This window comes from Streptomyces sp. NPDC101118 (assembly GCF_044759445.1).
Lineage (GTDB): Bacteria > Actinomycetota > Actinomycetes > Streptomycetales > Streptomycetaceae > Streptomyces.
Genome location: NZ_JBIVZG010000034.1, coordinates 34,537 through 50,517, shown reverse-complemented (window position 1 = coordinate 50,517; position 15,981 = coordinate 34,537). Strand labels below are relative to the sequence as shown.

Sequence of the window (15,981 nt, the reverse complement as noted above, 5' to 3'; positions counted from 1 at the left end):
GCGAGAGGTTAGCGCCCGGGCGGCCTCGTGAGCCACGTCGCCGAGAGCGGAGTGCCGGCGGCCCGCGACGTGGGGGCGAACGGCGCACGGAAGGCGAGCCGCGCCGCGGGTGGGGGTGGTGGCGCGGTGACCCGAGGGGCTAGGGTGACTTAGGTATGCCTTACCTTAGTTAGGGAGTTCTGGATGGGTGCACACGACGTCCTCGTGGCCGGTCCCACGTCCGCACAGCGGGCCCGGACCGTGCTGGCCGCGGCCGACTCGCTGACCGTGGTGACGGGCTCGCACGACTGCGACCTCGTCGGCGGCGGGCTGCACGGCGTCGCCGACGACGGCCGCGTCCTGCTGCGCGTGCCCGCCGCATGCCGGCTGGCCGCCGAGGTCGCCCTCGCGCCGCGCGGCAGCCTGTCCGCGCTGCTCAAGTTCACCGACATCGCCCCCGTCGCCGTACGCGACCGGGTGCGCGCCCGCGTCACCCTCGCCGGCTGGCTCACCGCCACCGGCCGCACCTTCGACGACGGGGCACACGCCGAACTGCGCCTGGACGCCGCCCACGTCGACCTCGACACCGGGAACGGCCCGGCCCCGCTCGGCCTCGACGCGTTCGCCCTGGCCCGCCCGGACGCCCTCGCCGCCTACGAGGCCGGCATGCTCACCCACCTCGTGGACGGGCACGGCGGCCTCGTCGCGTCCCTCGCCCGGCTCGCCGACCCGCGGCTGACGCGGAACGCCGAGCGGGTGACACCCCTGTCCCTGGACCGCGGCGGGCTGACCCTGCGGATCGAGCACGCCGCCGCACGGCACGACGTACGCCTCCCCTTCGCCGCCCCGGCCCACGGCCCCGAAGAGGTCGGGGAGCGGGTGCAGGCGCTCCTCGCCGAGGCCCGGGGCTGCCGCCGCCGGGCATCCGGCCGGCCCTGACCCCGGCGGCCGGTCCCGCGTGCGGCCGAGACCCGGGCACGCCCCGGCCGTGCCCCGCGGCGCATGGACGGCCGCCCACGGGGCAGGCGCCCTGGAGGAACCCGGAGGTGACGGGATCATGGGACCCGGCAGCAGTCTGATCGAGGTCGTACAGGCGGAACGGCAGGACGAAGGGGGCACCGGCCGACGGCGGTTCGTCATCCGGGTGACCGGTGAACTCGACATCAACCACGCGGGCGAGCTGCGCGACGCCCTGCACACCCTGGTCGCCGGCGCCGAACCGCCCGCCGAGATCGTCGTCGACCTCAGCAACTCGTCGTTCTGCGACTCCTCCGGCCTCAACGCCCTGCTGGACGGGCGCCTGGCCGCCCTGGAGCGCGGCCACACGGTGAGCCTGGCGGCTCCCAGCCACCAGATGCTGCGCCTCCTCGACCTGACGGGCACCACCGGCCTCTTCCCGGTCGGCCCCGCGGTGGACTGACGGGGGAGCGTGCCGCCCGGACCCGGACCCGGACCCGTGCCCGTCCCGGGCGGCGGTGACCGTACGCGCCTACACTTTCAGGTGGTGGCGGCGCGAGGAGACGCCTGATGGGCACGGCATCGAACCTGGGCACGTACACGGGCCGGCCCTCCGGCCTCATCGGGAAGCAGATCGCCGACTACCGGATCGAGCGGCTGCTCGGCCGCGGCGGGATGGCCGTCGTCTACTGCGCGAAGGACCTCCGCCTCGACCGGACCGTCGCGCTCAAGCTGATCACCCCCGACCGGGCACGTGACGAGACCTTCCGCCGCCGCTTCACCCACGAGTCCCGGGTCGCCGCCTCCCTCGACCACCCGCACATCGTGCCGATCTTCGAGGCCGGCGAGACGGACGGCGTCCTCTACATCGCCATGCGGTACGTCCCCGGCCCCGACCTGCGGGGCCTGCTGGACCGCGAGGGCCCGCTCCCGGTGACCACGGCCCTGCGCATCGCCGCGCAGGTGGCCTCCGCGCTCGACGCCGCCCACCGGCACGACCTCGTGCACCGGGACGTCAAACCGGGCAACATCCTGGTCGCCGCGGGCACCGACAGCGACCACCCGGAGCACGTCTACCTCACGGACTTCGGGCTGACGAAGAAGTCGCTGTCGCTGACCGGGTTCACCACGGCCGGCGAGTTCGTCGGCACCCTCGACTACATGGCGCCGGAACAGATCTCGGGGCGCCCCGTGGACGGCCGGTGCGACCTCTACAGCCTCGCCTGCGTGGTCTACGAGACCCTGGCCGGCGAGCCGCCCTTCCGGCGGGAGGACAGCGCGGCCCTGCTCTGGGCCCACCAGTACGACCCGCCGCCCCGCCTCACCGACAAGCGGCCGGACGTCGCGCCCGCCGCGGCCGACGTCCTGGCCAGGGCCCTCGCGAAGGTGCCGGAGGACCGGTACACCTCCTGTCTGGAGTTCGTCGGGGCGATGCGGATCGCCACCGCCGACGCACCCCCGGCGCCCGGCCCGACGCCGGATCCCCCTCCGGGCCCCGGCTCCCCTCCGGGCGACGCCCCACCGCGCCCCGGCGTCCCGCCCGCCGCGCCCCCCGGGTCCGCCGGTCCGGTGCCCGAGCCCCCCGCCTGGGCGCGGCCGGTCTTCCACAGCGGAACCGGCGGTCCGTAGACCGCCGGTTCCGTCCCCCGTACGCCTCGCCCGTGTGTCCCGTCCCGCCGGGTCACAGGCCCATGGCGATGGCCATGCGGGTCATCTCGGCGGTGCTGCTGATGCCCAGCTTGGCCCGGATGCGGCGCAGGTACGCGTCGACCGTGTGCTTCGACAGACCCATGTTGCGGGCCGTCTGGAGGTACGTGCACCCGGCGGCGATGTGGCGCAGCGCTTCCTCCTCACGCGGGGCCAGGGAGGGGGCCGGGGCCTCGGCCGAGGTGGCCGGAGCGGCGGTCGGGGTCTGGGACCGGGTCTGCGGCGCGGTGAGGGTGAGGCTCATGGGATTTCCTCCGACGAATCGGTTCGGTCATCGCTGCTCACACCCTCGGAAGCAGGGGACTTATTGCGGAATGTCGCTTTTTGTCCCTACCGAAAACTGTGCTCGCCGGAGTTCATGACCCTGTCCGCCGACTGTCACAGGCGTGTCACACGGGAACCGCCGGCTCCCTCCCCGGCGTCCCCATGGACCCGCTCAGAACCCCACCAGCGACTGCTCGGCCCAGATCGTCTTGCCGTTCGCGGCAGGCCGGGAACCCCAGCGCTGCGCCAGCTGGGCCACCAGCAGCAGACCCCGCCCGCCCTCGTCGAAGGTGCGGGCCCGCCGCATGTGCGGCGCCGTGCTGCTGCCGTCGGAGACCTCGCAGATCAGGGTCGAGTCCTCGTGGATCAGCCGCAGCTGGACCGGCGGCTTGCCGTACCGGATCGCGTTCGTGACCAGCTCGCTCACCAGCAGCTCGGTGACGAACGCCGCCTCCTCCAGCCCCCACACCGCCAGCTGCTCGGTGGCCTGCCGGCGCGCGTCCGCGACGACCGACGGGTCGGACTCCAGGTCCCACACCACGACCTGGTCCTCGTGCAGCGCCCGCGTCCTCGCGACCAGCAGCGCCACGTCGTCCTCCGGCCGGTGCGTCAGCAGCGCCGTCAGGACCCGGTCGCAGACCGTGTCCAGCGACGTGGCCGGCCGCGCCAGCGCCGCGAACATCGTGTCCAGCGCCTCGTCGATGTCGTGCTCCCGCGCCCCCAGCAGGCCGTCCGTGTACAGGGCCAGCATGCTGCCCTCCGGCAGCTCGGCCTCGACGGTCTCGAACGGCAGACCGCCCAGCCCCAGCGGCGGCCCGGCCGGCACGTCGAGGAGGTACACCGACCCCTCGGGGGACACCACCGCCGGCGGCGGGTGGCCCGCCCGGGCGAGCGTGCAGCGCCGGGTCACCGGGTCGTAGACCACGTACAGACAGGTCGTGCCGATGCCCCCGGACGAGTCCCGGTCCGCCTCGTCCGCCGACAGGTGGATGATCAGGTCGTCGAGGTGCGTGAGCAGCTCGTCCGGAGGCAGGTCCACGTCCGCCAGGGTCCGTACGGCGGTCCGCAGCCGGCCCATGGTCGCGGAGGCCCGGATGCCGTGGCCCACCACGTCGCCCACGACCAGCGCCACCCGCGCCCCGGACAGCGGGATCACGTCGAACCAGTCCCCGCCCACCCCGGCCTCGCTCGCCGCCGGCAGGTACCGCGAGGCGATCTCCAGCGCCGACTGGTCGGGCAGCGTCTGCGGCAGCAGGCTGCGCTGCAGCGTCATCGTGGTCGTGTGCTCCCGCACCTGCCGGCGGGAGCCGTGGATCACCGCCGCCGCCCTCTGCGCGGCCCGCTCCGCCAGCCACAGGTCCTCCTGCTGGAAGGGCTCCCGGTGCTGCTGGCGGCTGAACAGCACCACGCCGAGCGGCACGCCGTCCGCGCGTAGCGGCACCACCATCATCGAGTGGGTCCCGTACTCGCCGATCCACGCGGCACCGGGATCCTCGGCCATCCACCGGCTGACCGCCGTGTCCGTCGTGGCGTACACCGCGCCGCGCCCCGACGCCAGGCAGTCGGCCGGCGGCGACAGCGGCGGGTAGACCGTCGTCCCCCCGACCGACACCCGGGACTCCGGGTTACCCTCCAGGACCGACCGCACCGCCGTACGGCACACCGTCACCTGGCCCGGCACGGCCGGGGCCGACGGGTCCCCGCCGCGCGGCGGGGGTTCCAGCAGGTCGACGGCCGCGAAGTCCGCGATCCGCGGCACCGCGAAGTCGGCCAGCTCCTGCGCGGTGCGCGTGGCGTCCGTGGTCGTGCCGATGAGGGCGCCGAACTCGTCGTCCGGCAGCGCCCGTCCGCCACCCGCCGCCGCGGTCCGCTCGTGCGCGGTCAGGCACACCGCCCGCACCCGCCCCTCCGCGTCGCGCAGCGGGTCCAGGGAGGTCGACCAGACCTGCTCGTCGCCCCCGGCGGGACGGACGAACGAGTTGGCGTGCTGCGCCTCGCCCGTCTCCAGCACCGTGCGGATCCGCCGCTCGGTCTCGTCGCTCGCCGGGTCGGGCGCGATCTCCGGCAGCCGCAGCCCGCGCATCTCGGCCTCCGTCAGGGACAGGGTGCGCTCCATGCCGGCGTTCGCCCGGACCAGCCGCAGGTCCTCGTCGAAGATCGCCTGGAAGCAGGGGGACTGGGCGAAGGCCCACTCCGGGAGCGGCCCTTCCGGGGCCGTGCGGCGGTCGGGCGCGACGGCCGACACCACCGACCACTTGGCGTTCCCGCCGGTGGACGTCCAGCGGTGCGCCAGCAGCGCCCGCTCCAGCCGGCGGCCGTCCCGGTGCCGCAGCGCCAGGGTGCCGCTCCACCGCTGCTGCCCGGGCGGCAGCCGCCGGGCCGCGCCGCCGTCCGCTTCGGCGTCGGCCAGCAGGCGGGCCGCGGGCTGCCCCACGACGTCGGCGGGGGAGTAGCCGAGCAGGCGGCCGGCGCCCTCGCTCCACTCGGTGACGATGCCCTGCTCGTTGATGGTGGCCGTGGCCGTGTACGCCGGCTCACGGGAGGCGTCCGTCTCCTCCGGCCGGTCGCCGGGAGGGGTGGGAACTCGCTCCATCGCCGCTCATCTCGCCCTCGGTCGTTCCTTCGCCGCCGTCCCAGGGGAAACCCGCATGGCCAGGGACTCCACTGACAAGCATGATCCAGTGGCCGGAAGAGCACCAACGCAGTGCCGCAACCCGGCGGCCGGGCGGTGGACCGACCACCGGGCCGGCCCACCGGAGCGCTCTGCCGGAGCGGCCTCCCCGGACGCCTGCTCGCCCGGACGCCTGCTCCCGGCCTCCCGCCTGCCCGGCCCCTGCTACGGGGCCGGTGCCAGTACGAGCGCGAGCACCGCGTCGCCCGGGGCGGGCGCGGCTCCGGCGTCCGCCCGCGCCGCGGCACCCCCCGCCTCCCCGTCGGCGTCCGCCCCGGCCGTGTGCCAGGCCGCCGCGCGGCGGCCGCCGCCCAGCCGCGGCGGATGCAGGCCCAGCAGCGCCACGTGCCGCGGAGCGGCCCCGAAGACGCCGGTCCGGTCGGCCTTCACCGCGGCCTCCTTCAGCGCCCAGGCCGCCGCCGGGCCCTCCTGGGGGCCGGTGCCGATCAGCTCCAGTTCCGCGGGCGAGAACGCGTGGTCGCCGATCCGCCGTACGGTGTCCGCCGCGACGGTCTCGCACAGGTCCACCCCGACCGGCCCGGGCGCCAGCGCCGCCGCTACCTGATGGGCCGTATGGCTGATGGAGAGGTGTACGGCGGGCAGCGGGCGGCCCCCGAGGAGCGCGTACGGGCTGCCGTCCGCCCGCGGCAGCACCTCCACCGCGTCCACCGCCGCGCCCGTGTACCCGGCGACCAGGTGCTTCGCGAGCCGCCGGCCCGCCGTCCACTCCGCCCGCCGCCAGGCCGGCAGCGCGCCGGCCACGCACCGCTCGGCCGGCGAGAGCGGGAGCCACGGCACGCTCCCCGGCAGCCCCGACCGCCGCGCCACGACGAGGAACGCCCCGCCCCAGTGGTGGACCCGGCCCGGCGCGAGCGCCGGGAACCCGAGGTCCACGGCACCGGCCGTGTCCGGGGCGACGGCCGCGTCCCCGGTCACGGCCGGGTCGACGGTCACGGCCGCATCCACGGTCCCGGCCGCATCCACGGTCATGGCACGGCCTCAGGCCGCCGGGACGGCCGACGGCCGCCCCAGCTCGTCGTCCAGCGCGGACACCGTCCGCCGGATCTGCTCCGGCGTGTGCTCGGCCGTGACGAAGAAGCGCAGCCGGGCCAGGTCCTCGGGCACCGCCGGGTACAGGATCGGGTTGACGCTGATCCCCCGCCGGAACAGGGCCTCCGCCAGGCGCAGCGCCCGCTGCGAGTCGCCGGTGATGCACGGCACGACCGGGGTGTCGTGGCTCTCCCCGATGTCGACGCCGGCCGCGCGCGCCAGCCGGGTGAACAGCGCCGCGTTCTCCGCGAGCCGCGCCACCCGCTCCGGCTCGGCCCGCAGCACCCGGAGCGCCGCCAGCGCGGCGGCGGTGTCGGCCGGGGTCATGCCGGCGCTGTAGACGAAGCCGGGGACCGTGTACCGCAGGTACTCCACGACCGCCGCGCTCCCGGCCACGTACCCGCCGCAGCTGGCCAGGGCCTTGGAGAGGGTGCCGGACCACAGTTCGACGTCCCGCCGGTCCGCGCCGGTGTACTCGCCGACGCCGCGGCCCGTCGCGCCGATCGTCCCGACGCTGTGCGCCTCGTCGACCATCAGCAGCGCGCCGTGCCGGCGCTTGACGTCGACCAGGGCGGTGAGGTCGGCGACGTCGCCGTCCATGCTGTACACGCCCTCGACGACGACCAGGACGCGCCGGTACTGGTGGCGGACCTGCCCGAGGAGCGCGTCGAGTGCGGCCGCGTCGTTGTGGGGGAAGGGGCGCCGGGTGGCGCCGGACAGCCGGCAGCCCTGGAGGATGCTGTCGTGGGCGAGGGCGTCGTGGACGACGAGGTCGCCGGGGCCGACGAGGTGCCCGATCACGGTGACGTTGGTGGCGTGCCCGTTGGCCAGGGTGAGCGCCGCCTCGCAGCCGAGGAATCCGGCGAGCTCGGTCTCCAGCTCCAGGTGGAGCGGCCGGCTGCCGGACAGCAGGCGGCTGGCGGACACGGACGTGCCGTGACGGGCTATCGCATCCCGCGCCGCCCCGGTCACCTGCGGGTGCGCCGCCAGGCCGAGGTAGTTGTAGCCCGAGAAGGACAGCAGCTGCCGGCCGTCGACCACGGTGGTGTCGGTCAGACCGCCCTCGTGGACGAGGAAGTACGGGTTGGGCAGGCCCAGCCGGCCGAGCGCGGCGAACCGCTCGGCGTGCGCCGTGACCTCGGGGAAGCTCTCGATGCGGGTGTGCTCGGGGGGCAGGGGGGCGGGCGCCGGCGCGGGGTCCCGGGGCTCCGCAGGCGGGGCGTGGTCCGCGTACGCGGCACGCTGGACGGGGACGGGGACGGGGGCGGGGACGGGGACGGGGGCGGGGGCGGTCACGGGGGCCGGTGCCGCTGCCGGTGCCGGTGTCGCTGTCGTGGCGTCCGGTGCGCCGTCCGAGATGAGGGCGGCGAGGCCCCCGACGGTCGGCAGGTCGGCGGCCCGCTCGTCGAAGTTCCAGTGCGGCCATTCGCGCCGGAGGGAGGTCAAGAGGTCGGTCAGCATGAGGGAGTCGAACCCGAGGTCGTCGACCAGCAGCTGGTCCCGGCGCAGGTGCCCCACCGGGAAGGCGCTGATCCGGGCCACCTGGGCGAGCACCGAGTCGAGGACCGGGTCGTGCCGGGGCACGCCGGGCGTGCCCGCGGGGACCGGCTCCGGGCCGGGCTCGGTCGCCGCGGCGGTGTGGGCAGGGGTCCGGACGGGCTCAGCGAGGGGCTCGGGGACGGGGGAGACCGGGGCCGGGGCCTGGGGCGGGGGCGCGGTCGTGGCGTCCGTACGGGCCTCCGGGTCCCGGCCGGGACCGGGAAGCACCTCGCTGAGGCGGTTCATCAGGGCCACCTGCTGCTCGATGAGCCGGCGCAGGTCGTTCATCGGGTGGTTCTCGGGGAGGTGCATCGGGTGCTCCAGGGGCGGTACGGGCTGGGACATCAGGTCGACGGGTTCGGCCGGTTCGGCCGGACCGAGCGGGTCGCCGGGGTCGGCCACGAGGAACGCGCCGGCCGGGGCGGTGGCGCCGGCCGTGTGGGATGCGCTGGGCGGGTTGGTGGTGTGGGCCGGGGCGGAGCTGACCGGGAGGGCGCCGGCCGGGTCGGAGGCGCCGGCCGCGAGGGATGAGCTGGGTGGGCCGACGGGGCCGGCGGTGTCGGCCGATGGGGCCGCGGCAGTGCCCGTGGCGGCCGCGTCGGTGTCGTGAGTGCCGACGGGGCCGGTCGCACCGGTGGGGGCTGGGGCGCCGGCCGGGGCGGTGCCGGTGGGCGGCGGGGCAGCGAGGGGCGCGCCCGACCGGGCCAGGGCCGTCGCGGGGCCGGCGGTGGGGGACGTGTCGGGCGGGGCGGGGGTGGCCGCGGCCGTCGCGGGGGCCGGACGGGACGGGCGGGTGCCCGGGACCCAGTACGACTGGCCGTCCAGGCGGGCCACCGGCAGGTCGACCAGGCGCCGGGCCTCCCGCGGCACCAGGACGCGCGGGTCGACCGGTACGCCCAGGACGGCGAGGCGGGCCAGGGCCCGTACGAAGCCGTGCCCGCCGTCCGGGTCGGCGGACGCCGCCTGGACCACGTACACGTCGTCGAGGCCGGGGAGGTTGCGCCGTACCGACGTGAGCAGCGAGCCGCCGCCGTTCACCTGGAGGAAGATGCGCGCGCCCGCCTCGTACGCGGTCCGGACCGCGTCGCCGAAGTGGACCGGGGCCGAGGCGTGGCGGGCCCACAGGTCGCGCAGCCGCGCCGGGTCGGTGCAGACCCGCGCGTCCACGGAGGAGACGAACGGCAGCGAGGGCCGGCCGAGGCGCCGCCCCGCGAGGTCCTCCCGCATCGTCTCCTCGGCGGCGGCCAGCCGGGGCGAGTGGAAGGCGTCGGACACGTCGAGCGTCACCGTCGCCACGCCCGCCTCCGCACAGGCCCGCCGCATCGCGTCGAGTCCGTGCGGCGTGCCGCTGACCACGACCTGCCGGGGCTGGTTGAAGCAGGCGAGCCACACGTCGTCGATGCCGTCGGTGAGTCGGCGGCAGGTCTCCTTGTCGGTCTGTACGGCGAGCATCCCGCCCCGTACGCCGTCGCCGGCCCGGCGCAGCGCGGCGCCCCGGTGGACCAGCAGCCGCACGGTGTCCTCCGGGGTCAGCGCGCCGGCCGCCGCGGCCGCGGCGAACTCGCCGACGCTGTGGCCCAGGGTGAGGCCGGGGGTCACGTCGCAGTCGGCGAGGAGACGGGTGACGGCGAGCTGGACGGTGCCGAGCAGCGGCTGGCAGACGTCGGTGGCGGCCAGCCGGCGCCGCGCCGCCGCCTCGCCCACACCGCCGTCCTGGGGCCGGTCGCCGGCCGCCGGCCCCTCTCCGTCCCCGGCAGGGTCCCCGTACAGCAGGTCGGCGAGGTCGATGCCGGTGTCCCGGCGGGCCACGGCGCCCAGGCGGGCGACGGTCGCCCGGAAGGCCGGGAACCTGTCGTGCAGGTCCCGCAGCATGCCCGGCCGCTGACTGCCCTGGCCGGGGAAGAGGAACGCCATCCCGCGTGCGGCGGCGGGCAGCGGCGCGTCGGCGGCGTACGCGCCGTCGCCGAGGTCGCCCCGGGCGCCTCCGGCGAGCTGGCGGCGGGCGTCCCGCAGCCGCCGGACGAAGCCGTCCGTGTCGCCGGCGACGACCGCGAGCCGGGCGGTGAGCGGCGCGCGGGCGCCGAAGGTGTGGGCCAGGGCGGTGAGCGGGGGGCGCGGGGCGGGGTCCAGGGCGTCGAGCACCTCGCCGATGTGCCGGTCGAGCAGCTCCGCGCTGCCGGCCGTGAGCAGCACCAGCTGCGGTCCGGCCGCGGGGGCGCCCACCGACGGCGTACCCGCCGCGGTGCTGCCGGCAGGCGGCGTACCGGCGGCGGTGCTGCTCACCGGCGGCGTACCGGCGGAGGTGCTGCTCACCGGCGGCGTCCCGTCCCCGGGCGTGCGTACCGGCGGCGTGCCGGCCGGGGCGCCGACGGCAGCGGGCGCCTCCTCCAGCACCACGTGGACGTTGGTGCCGCCGAACCCGAAGGAGCTGACGGCGGCGCGCCGCGGGGCGCCCGGGCTCGGCCAGGGCCGCGCGGAGTCGGCGAAGCGCAGGCCGGCTGCGGAGACGCCCAGGCCGGGGTCGGGACGGGTCGGGGGCTGCGGCACGATCGTGCGGTGGTGCACGACCAGCGCCGTCTTGATCAGCCCCGCGACGCCGGCCGCCGACAGGGAGTGGCCGATCAGGGCCTTGCCCGCACCCAGGTAGCACAGGGCCGGGTCGTCGTCGGGGTACTCGGTGCGCAGCCGGCGCAGCGCCTCGATCTCGGCCCGGTCTCCGGTGCTGGTGCCCGTGCCGTGCGCCTCCAGGAACCCCACGGACGAGGGCGGCAGGCCGGCGTCCCGGTAGGCCCGGCGCATCGCGCGGAGCTGGCCGTCGGGGGTGGGGACCAGGGGGCCGGGCGACGCGCCGTCGTTGGCGGAGCCGACGCCCCGGACCACGGCGTACACGCGGTCGCCGGAGGCCAGCGCGTCGGCGAGGGGCCGCAGGACGACGACGCCGGCGCCCTCGCCGAGGACGAAGCCGTCGGCCGTGCCGTCGAAGGGCCGGCACACCCCGGAGGGCGAGAGGGCGCGGAGCTTGGAGAACCCGACCAGGCCGTCCGGCGTGAGGTTGAGGTACACGCCGCCGACGACCGCGATCCGGCAGTTGCCCTGGCGGAGCTGGGCGACGGCCTGGTCCAGGGCCACCAGGGACCCGGAGCAGGCGGCGTCGACCGTGAAGCTGGGGCCGCCGAGGTCGAACTGGCGGCTGACGGTGCCGGCCGCCATGTTGAGGAGGCTGCCCGGCAGGGTGAAGGCGTGGATCGCGCCGAGCCGGCCCGCCTCCTCCCGCAGCGCGTCGAAGGCCGGCCTGCGGTCGTCGCCGGCCGTCCCGTCGACCAGGGCGACGGCCCGCAGCGGGGCCGTCATCAGGTCCTTGTAGTCGGAGACGGACACGCCGAAGAAGACACCGGTGTTCTCGCGGTCGAAGTCGCCCCGGCCCAGCCCCGCGTCGTCCAGGGCCTCGCGGGACACGTCGAGCATCAGCCGGTGCTGCGGGTCCATGGCCCGGGCCCGGGCGGGCGGCACCCCGTAGTGCAGGGCGTCGAAGCGGTCCACGTCGTCCAGGAAGGCGACCCGGTCCGTGTACGCCCCGTGGGGCGCCGACCGGTCGTCGGGCGTGTGGAACGTGCCGTGGTTCCAGCGCTCGCGCGGCACGGCGGAGAACTGCCGCTCTCCGCTCAGCAGGAGCTTCCAGTACGCACGGACGTCGGGGGCGCCGGGGAAGCGGCAGCCGAGCCCGGTGATGGCGATGTCGGTCATGACGGGTCTTCCTTGTCTGGGATCAGTCCTGGACAGCCACCGTGCCCGGCGGAAGGAAGGGGACCCCAGCCCCGGCTATTCGTTACTTGACAGGATTCGAAAAGGGTGTTCCCGCCGTCCCCGGCCGCGCGCCGCGGAGTTTTACCAAGATCGCTCCCGGTCGTCAAGACACGTATTGCAGTGGCGTGACCAGGGCTCCGGACCAGGGTTTATTGGAAGCACGCCCTCACCGGGGAACGGATCCCCGGAAACGAGCGGCGCGAGAATTGCCCACCGGGAATTCCGGCGGTCGGTTCGCATCCCTTTCCCCCGAATGGAGAATTCCGATGTTCCAGCGCTTCCTGACCCGTCGTGTCGTTCTGGCCGGTTCTTCCCTCGCCCTGGTGGGCGGCGGCATCGCCCTCCCGGCGACCGCGATGGCCGCGCCCGCTCCGCAGGCGGTGGTGACCCTGGCGCCGGCGGACAGCGCCGACGGCATCGGTACCGGCGGCGATGCCAGTGCGGGGAACACGACGGTCGGCGGCACGGCCACCGGCGGCAGCGCCAACACCGGCGTCGGCAGCTGCCGGGGCAAGTGCACGATCATCACGGGCGACGCCACGGGCGGCGACGCCAGTGCGGATGCCGTGAACACCGGCGACGCGACCGCGGTCGGCGGTGACGGCACCGGCACCGGCGGCACCGTGACCAAGGAGGACGTCAAGAAGCTCAAGGCGGAGCTGAAGGCGCAGAAGAAGCTCAACAAGTGACCCTCGGGTCACCACGAGCCCGGACGCAGAAGGACGCCGGAGAGGCCCAGGGCCTCTCCGGCGTCCTTCTGCGTCCGGGCGTTCCGCCGGACGGTCAGGCGCTGCCGCCCGTCGCCGTCGCGTCGCCGCTCACGGCCGTCGCGTCGCCGGCGTTCGCGGCGTCCGCGCTGGCGTTGCCGCTCGTCGCGTCCCCGGTGACGATCGTGCACCGGCCGATGCAGGTGCCGACCCCGCCCGAGGTGGCGGAGCCGCTGGTGGCGGTGCCGCCGACCGTGGTGTTCTCGGCGTTGGCGTCACCGCTGATGGCGATGGCGTCCGCGCTGCTGCTGCCGCCCTCCCCGCCGTCGCCGTCGCCGTCGCCGTCGCCACCGCGGCCGGCCCGCGCGCCCTGCCCCGTCTCCGTCACCCGGTCCACCTGGGCGAGGCTCAGCACGTCCTCGCTGACGGCGGTGTTGACGCTGGCGTGGCAGACGCCGCTGCACACGTCGAAGGCGCCGTCGCCGACCGCGGTGTTCGTGCTGTCGTCGCACAGGCCCAGGCACTCGCTGTACGCGCCGTCCCCGACCGTGGTGTTGACGCTGTCGCCGCACAGCCCACGGCAGACGCCCGCGGCCCCGTTGCCCGTGGCGGTGTTGACGCTGCCGTGGCACAGGCCCTCGCACACGGCCGGGGCGCCGTCGCCCGCGGCGGTGTTGACGCTGCCGTGACAGGCGCCGAGGCACCCGGGGGAGTGGTCGCCGAGGTGGACCGCGGCGATGCGGGCGAGGTCGACTCCGTACTGCGGAACCGGCGCGGCCATCGCGGTCGCCGGGAAGGCGATGCCGCCGGCCAGTGCCACGGAAGCGGCGGCAAGCACGAGACGACGGGTCCAGGAACGCTCGTTCATCGGAATTCTCCGGGGGTTCTCGGGCAAAGTGCTGCCGACGTTAGCGCGCCGGTCATGCCCCGGACGCGATCTGGCGGGGTGCCGCGCGGTTTCCCCCGGGTGCCCACCCGTACGGCCGAAAGGGCCCGGCGGCAGTCGTGCCCTGCCAGGCGGCCGCGAATTCAACCAAGATCCCTTCCCGGTGTCAAGTAACGTATTCAAGTGGCGTGACGCGGGACCGCCCGCAGGGTTTATTTGAAGTACGCCCTCACCGGGGAATCCCACCCCGGCGAACAGAGGGAAAGGAATTGCCTCGAAAAGGAATTGCGGGGCGGTTCGCCACACCACCTTCTTCCGAACGGAGAATTCCGATGTTCCAGCGTTTCCTGACCCGTCGCATCGTTCTGGCCGGCTCTTCCCTCGCCCTGGTGGGCGGCGGCATCGCCCTCCCGGCGACCGCGATGGCCGCGCCCGCTCCGCAGGCGGTGGTGACCCTGGCCCCGGCGGACAGCGCCGACGGCATCGGTACCGGCGGCGACGCCAACGCCGAGAACACCACGGTCGGCGGCACCGCCACCGGCGGCAACGCCAACTCCGGCGTCGGCGAGTGCAAGGGCAAGTGCACGATCACGACGGGCAACGCCACCGGCGGCAACGCCAGTGCGGATGCCGTGAACACCGGCGACGCCACCGCGGTCGGCGGCGACGGCACCGGCACCGGCGGGACCGTGACGAAGAAGGACATCAAGAAGGAGATCAAGGAGCAGGTGAAGAAGAAGGTCAAGAAGTAACCGCCCCGGCACAGGACGCCGGAGGGGCCCGAGGCCCTTCCGGCGTCCCCCGTCGTGCCCGGCCGCGGTGCCCGGCCGCGGTGCCCGGCCGCGGTGCCCGGCCGCGGTGCCCGGCCGCGGTGCCCGGCCGCGGTGCCCGGCCGCGGTGCCCGGGCCGTCGTGTCGGGTCGTCGTGCCCGGCCGTCATGCCCGGGTCGTCGTGTCCGGGTCGTCGCGCCCGGCCGTCATGCCCGGGTCGTCGTGTCCGGGTCGTCGTGTCCGGTCAGAACCAGGTGACGGTGAGCGGGAAGGTGGTGCCGGCCGTGGCGCCGGTGGTGTCGGTCGCGGTGGCGTTGACGGTCAGGGTTCCGGTGGCCCAGGGTTTGCCCGTGATCCGTCCGGTGGCCGTGTCGAGCGTGAGCCCGAAGGGCAGGCCGGTGGCGCCGTACTTCAGGGGCGGCTTGCCGCCGGTGGCGGTCAGCTGGATCGTGCAGGACTGGTTGAACCTGCAGGTCTGCGGTCCGGGGTTGGTGATCTTCAGGTCACCGGACGGCGGCGGCTCCGAACCGCCCGTACCGAACACCTCCGTGACCGGGGTCGCGCTCGCCGCGTTCCCGGCGTGACCGGTGCCGAACAGGTCCTCGAAGGTCCGCAGCAGGTTGTGGTGGTTGTACGCCGCGCTGTACGCGCCCTGCTTCACGTCCGCCCCGTGGAACACCGTGGCGATCCGGTTCGAGCCGAGGTAGTTGTCCTCGTCCCACGTCAGCACCAGCAGGCTCCGGTTGGCCTTGGCCCACTGGGCGTAGCCGTCCAGGTTGTTCTTCAGCCACGTGTCTCCCGTGGAGACCGCGCACGAGTGCATGTCGTTGCACTGGTTCGGCACCACGAACGACAGGTGCGGCAGCGCCCCGAAGTCGCCCTTGGGGAACTGCGCCCAGGTCTTGCCGGTGTTCAGCGGCACGTTCTTGAACGCGAACCACGGGTTGTGCTTCTGCGCGTACTGGCCGTTGGTGCAGGCCGTGGAGCCCTCCGCCGGCAGGTCCTCGTTGTACGTGGCGAAGGTCTTGCCCGCGGCGATCAGCTCCTGCCCCAGGTTCGCCGCGGTCATCGACTGCGGGGTGTAGCAGCCGTCCCCGGTGATGCCCTGGGTGGATCCGGAGAAGAGGTTGAAGTAGTTCGGCTGGCTGGGGTGGGTGAGCGCCTTCATCCCGGTCAGGCTCGCGCCGCCGTTCGCCAGCTGGTTGATGTACGGGGCGTTCGCGCTGCCGATGATCTCCCCGTACTGCTTGTTCTCGAAGACCACGACGACCACGTGGTCGTACGCGGGCAGCGCGGCGGCCGCGGCCGCCGTGGTGGTCCTGGTGGCGGCCTCCGAGGCTGCCTGGGAATCCGTGAGGGCGACGGCGGTGATCAGGCCGGTGGCGGCGATGATCCCGCCGGCCGTCCGGATCCGCCGCAGGCGGATGGAGCTCATGGGTGCCTTCCCTTCTGCATGTCCTGTCGTCTTCCTTCCGGGTGTGCGTGAACCGGGGTGCGGGCCGGGCTTGGGGTGGGGTGCGGAGGGTTGGGCGGGGGCGGGGACTGGGGGCGGTGGGCGCATGGCGGGGGCCCGGCCGGCCCGGCGCCGGCACCCGCCGGACCGCCGCGGGGCCCCGCCAGGGCGACCGACGCGGCCACCGCCGGACC

At 75.3% G+C, this 15,981-nt stretch carries 11 protein-coding genes; 5 read left to right on the top strand and 6 right to left on the bottom strand.

Translation table 11 applies throughout. The features are described from left to right. Positions 1-183 precede the first annotated feature (183 nt). From ACIQUQ_RS33915 to ACIQUQ_RS33905, 3 genes are all read left to right on the top strand, one after another. Entirely contained in the window at positions 184-918 is a 735-nt protein-coding gene (locus ACIQUQ_RS33915; protein WP_403983784.1) for a DUF2470 domain-containing protein, read from the top strand. A gap of 118 nt (positions 919-1,036) precedes the next feature. Then, positions 1,037-1,399, top strand: a complete 363-nt coding sequence (locus ACIQUQ_RS33910; RefSeq protein ID WP_403983782.1) for an STAS domain-containing protein — start codon at positions 1,037-1,039, stop codon at positions 1,397-1,399. Between the two features lie 107 nt (positions 1,400-1,506). Continuing rightward, positions 1,507-2,565: a serine/threonine-protein kinase gene (locus tag ACIQUQ_RS33905; RefSeq protein WP_403983780.1), complete on the top strand. Its 1,059-nt coding sequence runs from the start codon at positions 1,507-1,509 to the stop codon at positions 2,563-2,565. A gap of 52 nt (positions 2,566-2,617) precedes the next feature. On the opposite strand, the gene ACIQUQ_RS33900 is transcribed toward ACIQUQ_RS33905, so the two are convergent. From ACIQUQ_RS33900 to ACIQUQ_RS33885, 4 genes are all read right to left on the bottom strand, one after another. After that, positions 2,618-2,887, bottom strand: a complete 270-nt coding sequence (locus ACIQUQ_RS33900; protein ID WP_403983778.1) for a response regulator transcription factor — start codon at positions 2,885-2,887, stop codon at positions 2,618-2,620. 192 nt (positions 2,888-3,079) lie between these two features. Then, on the bottom strand, positions 3,080-5,500 hold the full coding sequence (locus ACIQUQ_RS33895) for a SpoIIE family protein phosphatase (RefSeq protein ID WP_403983776.1): 2,421 nt from the start codon (positions 5,498-5,500) through the stop codon (positions 3,080-3,082). A gap of 243 nt (positions 5,501-5,743) precedes the next feature. Next, positions 5,744-6,568 carry a 4'-phosphopantetheinyl transferase family protein gene (locus ACIQUQ_RS33890; protein WP_403983774.1) on the bottom strand — a complete coding sequence of 275 codons (825 nt, stop codon included), beginning with the start codon at positions 6,566-6,568 and terminating at the stop codon, positions 5,744-5,746. Positions 6,569-6,577: 9 nt separating this feature from the next. Continuing rightward, entirely contained in the window at positions 6,578-11,911 is a 5,334-nt protein-coding gene (locus ACIQUQ_RS33885; protein WP_403983772.1) for an aminotransferase class I/II-fold pyridoxal phosphate-dependent enzyme, read from the bottom strand. A gap of 326 nt (positions 11,912-12,237) precedes the next feature. Here ACIQUQ_RS33885 and ACIQUQ_RS33880 point away from each other — a divergent pair, with 326 nt between their 5' ends. Then, a complete protein-coding gene (locus ACIQUQ_RS33880) occupies positions 12,238-12,660 on the top strand; it encodes a hypothetical protein (RefSeq protein WP_403983770.1) in 423 nt (140 codons plus the stop codon). A gap of 94 nt (positions 12,661-12,754) precedes the next feature. Here ACIQUQ_RS33880 and ACIQUQ_RS33875 read toward each other — a convergent pair whose 3' ends face one another. Next, positions 12,755-13,546 carry a hypothetical protein gene (locus ACIQUQ_RS33875; protein WP_403983768.1) on the bottom strand — a complete coding sequence of 264 codons (792 nt, stop codon included), beginning with the start codon at positions 13,544-13,546 and terminating at the stop codon, positions 12,755-12,757. 350 nt (positions 13,547-13,896) lie between these two features. On the opposite strand from ACIQUQ_RS33875, the gene ACIQUQ_RS33870 reads away from it, so the two are divergent. Beyond that, positions 13,897-14,316 (top strand): hypothetical protein, encoded by a 420-nt coding sequence (locus ACIQUQ_RS33870; protein WP_403983766.1) that lies wholly within the window; start codon positions 13,897-13,899, stop codon positions 14,314-14,316. Between the two features lie 262 nt (positions 14,317-14,578). Here the strand turns inward: ACIQUQ_RS33870 and ACIQUQ_RS33865 are convergent, their stop codons facing one another. Continuing rightward, positions 14,579-15,769, bottom strand: coding sequence for an alkaline phosphatase family protein (locus ACIQUQ_RS33865; RefSeq protein WP_403983764.1), 1,191 nt, complete (start codon positions 15,767-15,769; stop codon positions 14,579-14,581). Positions 15,770-15,981: the final 212 nt, after the last annotated feature.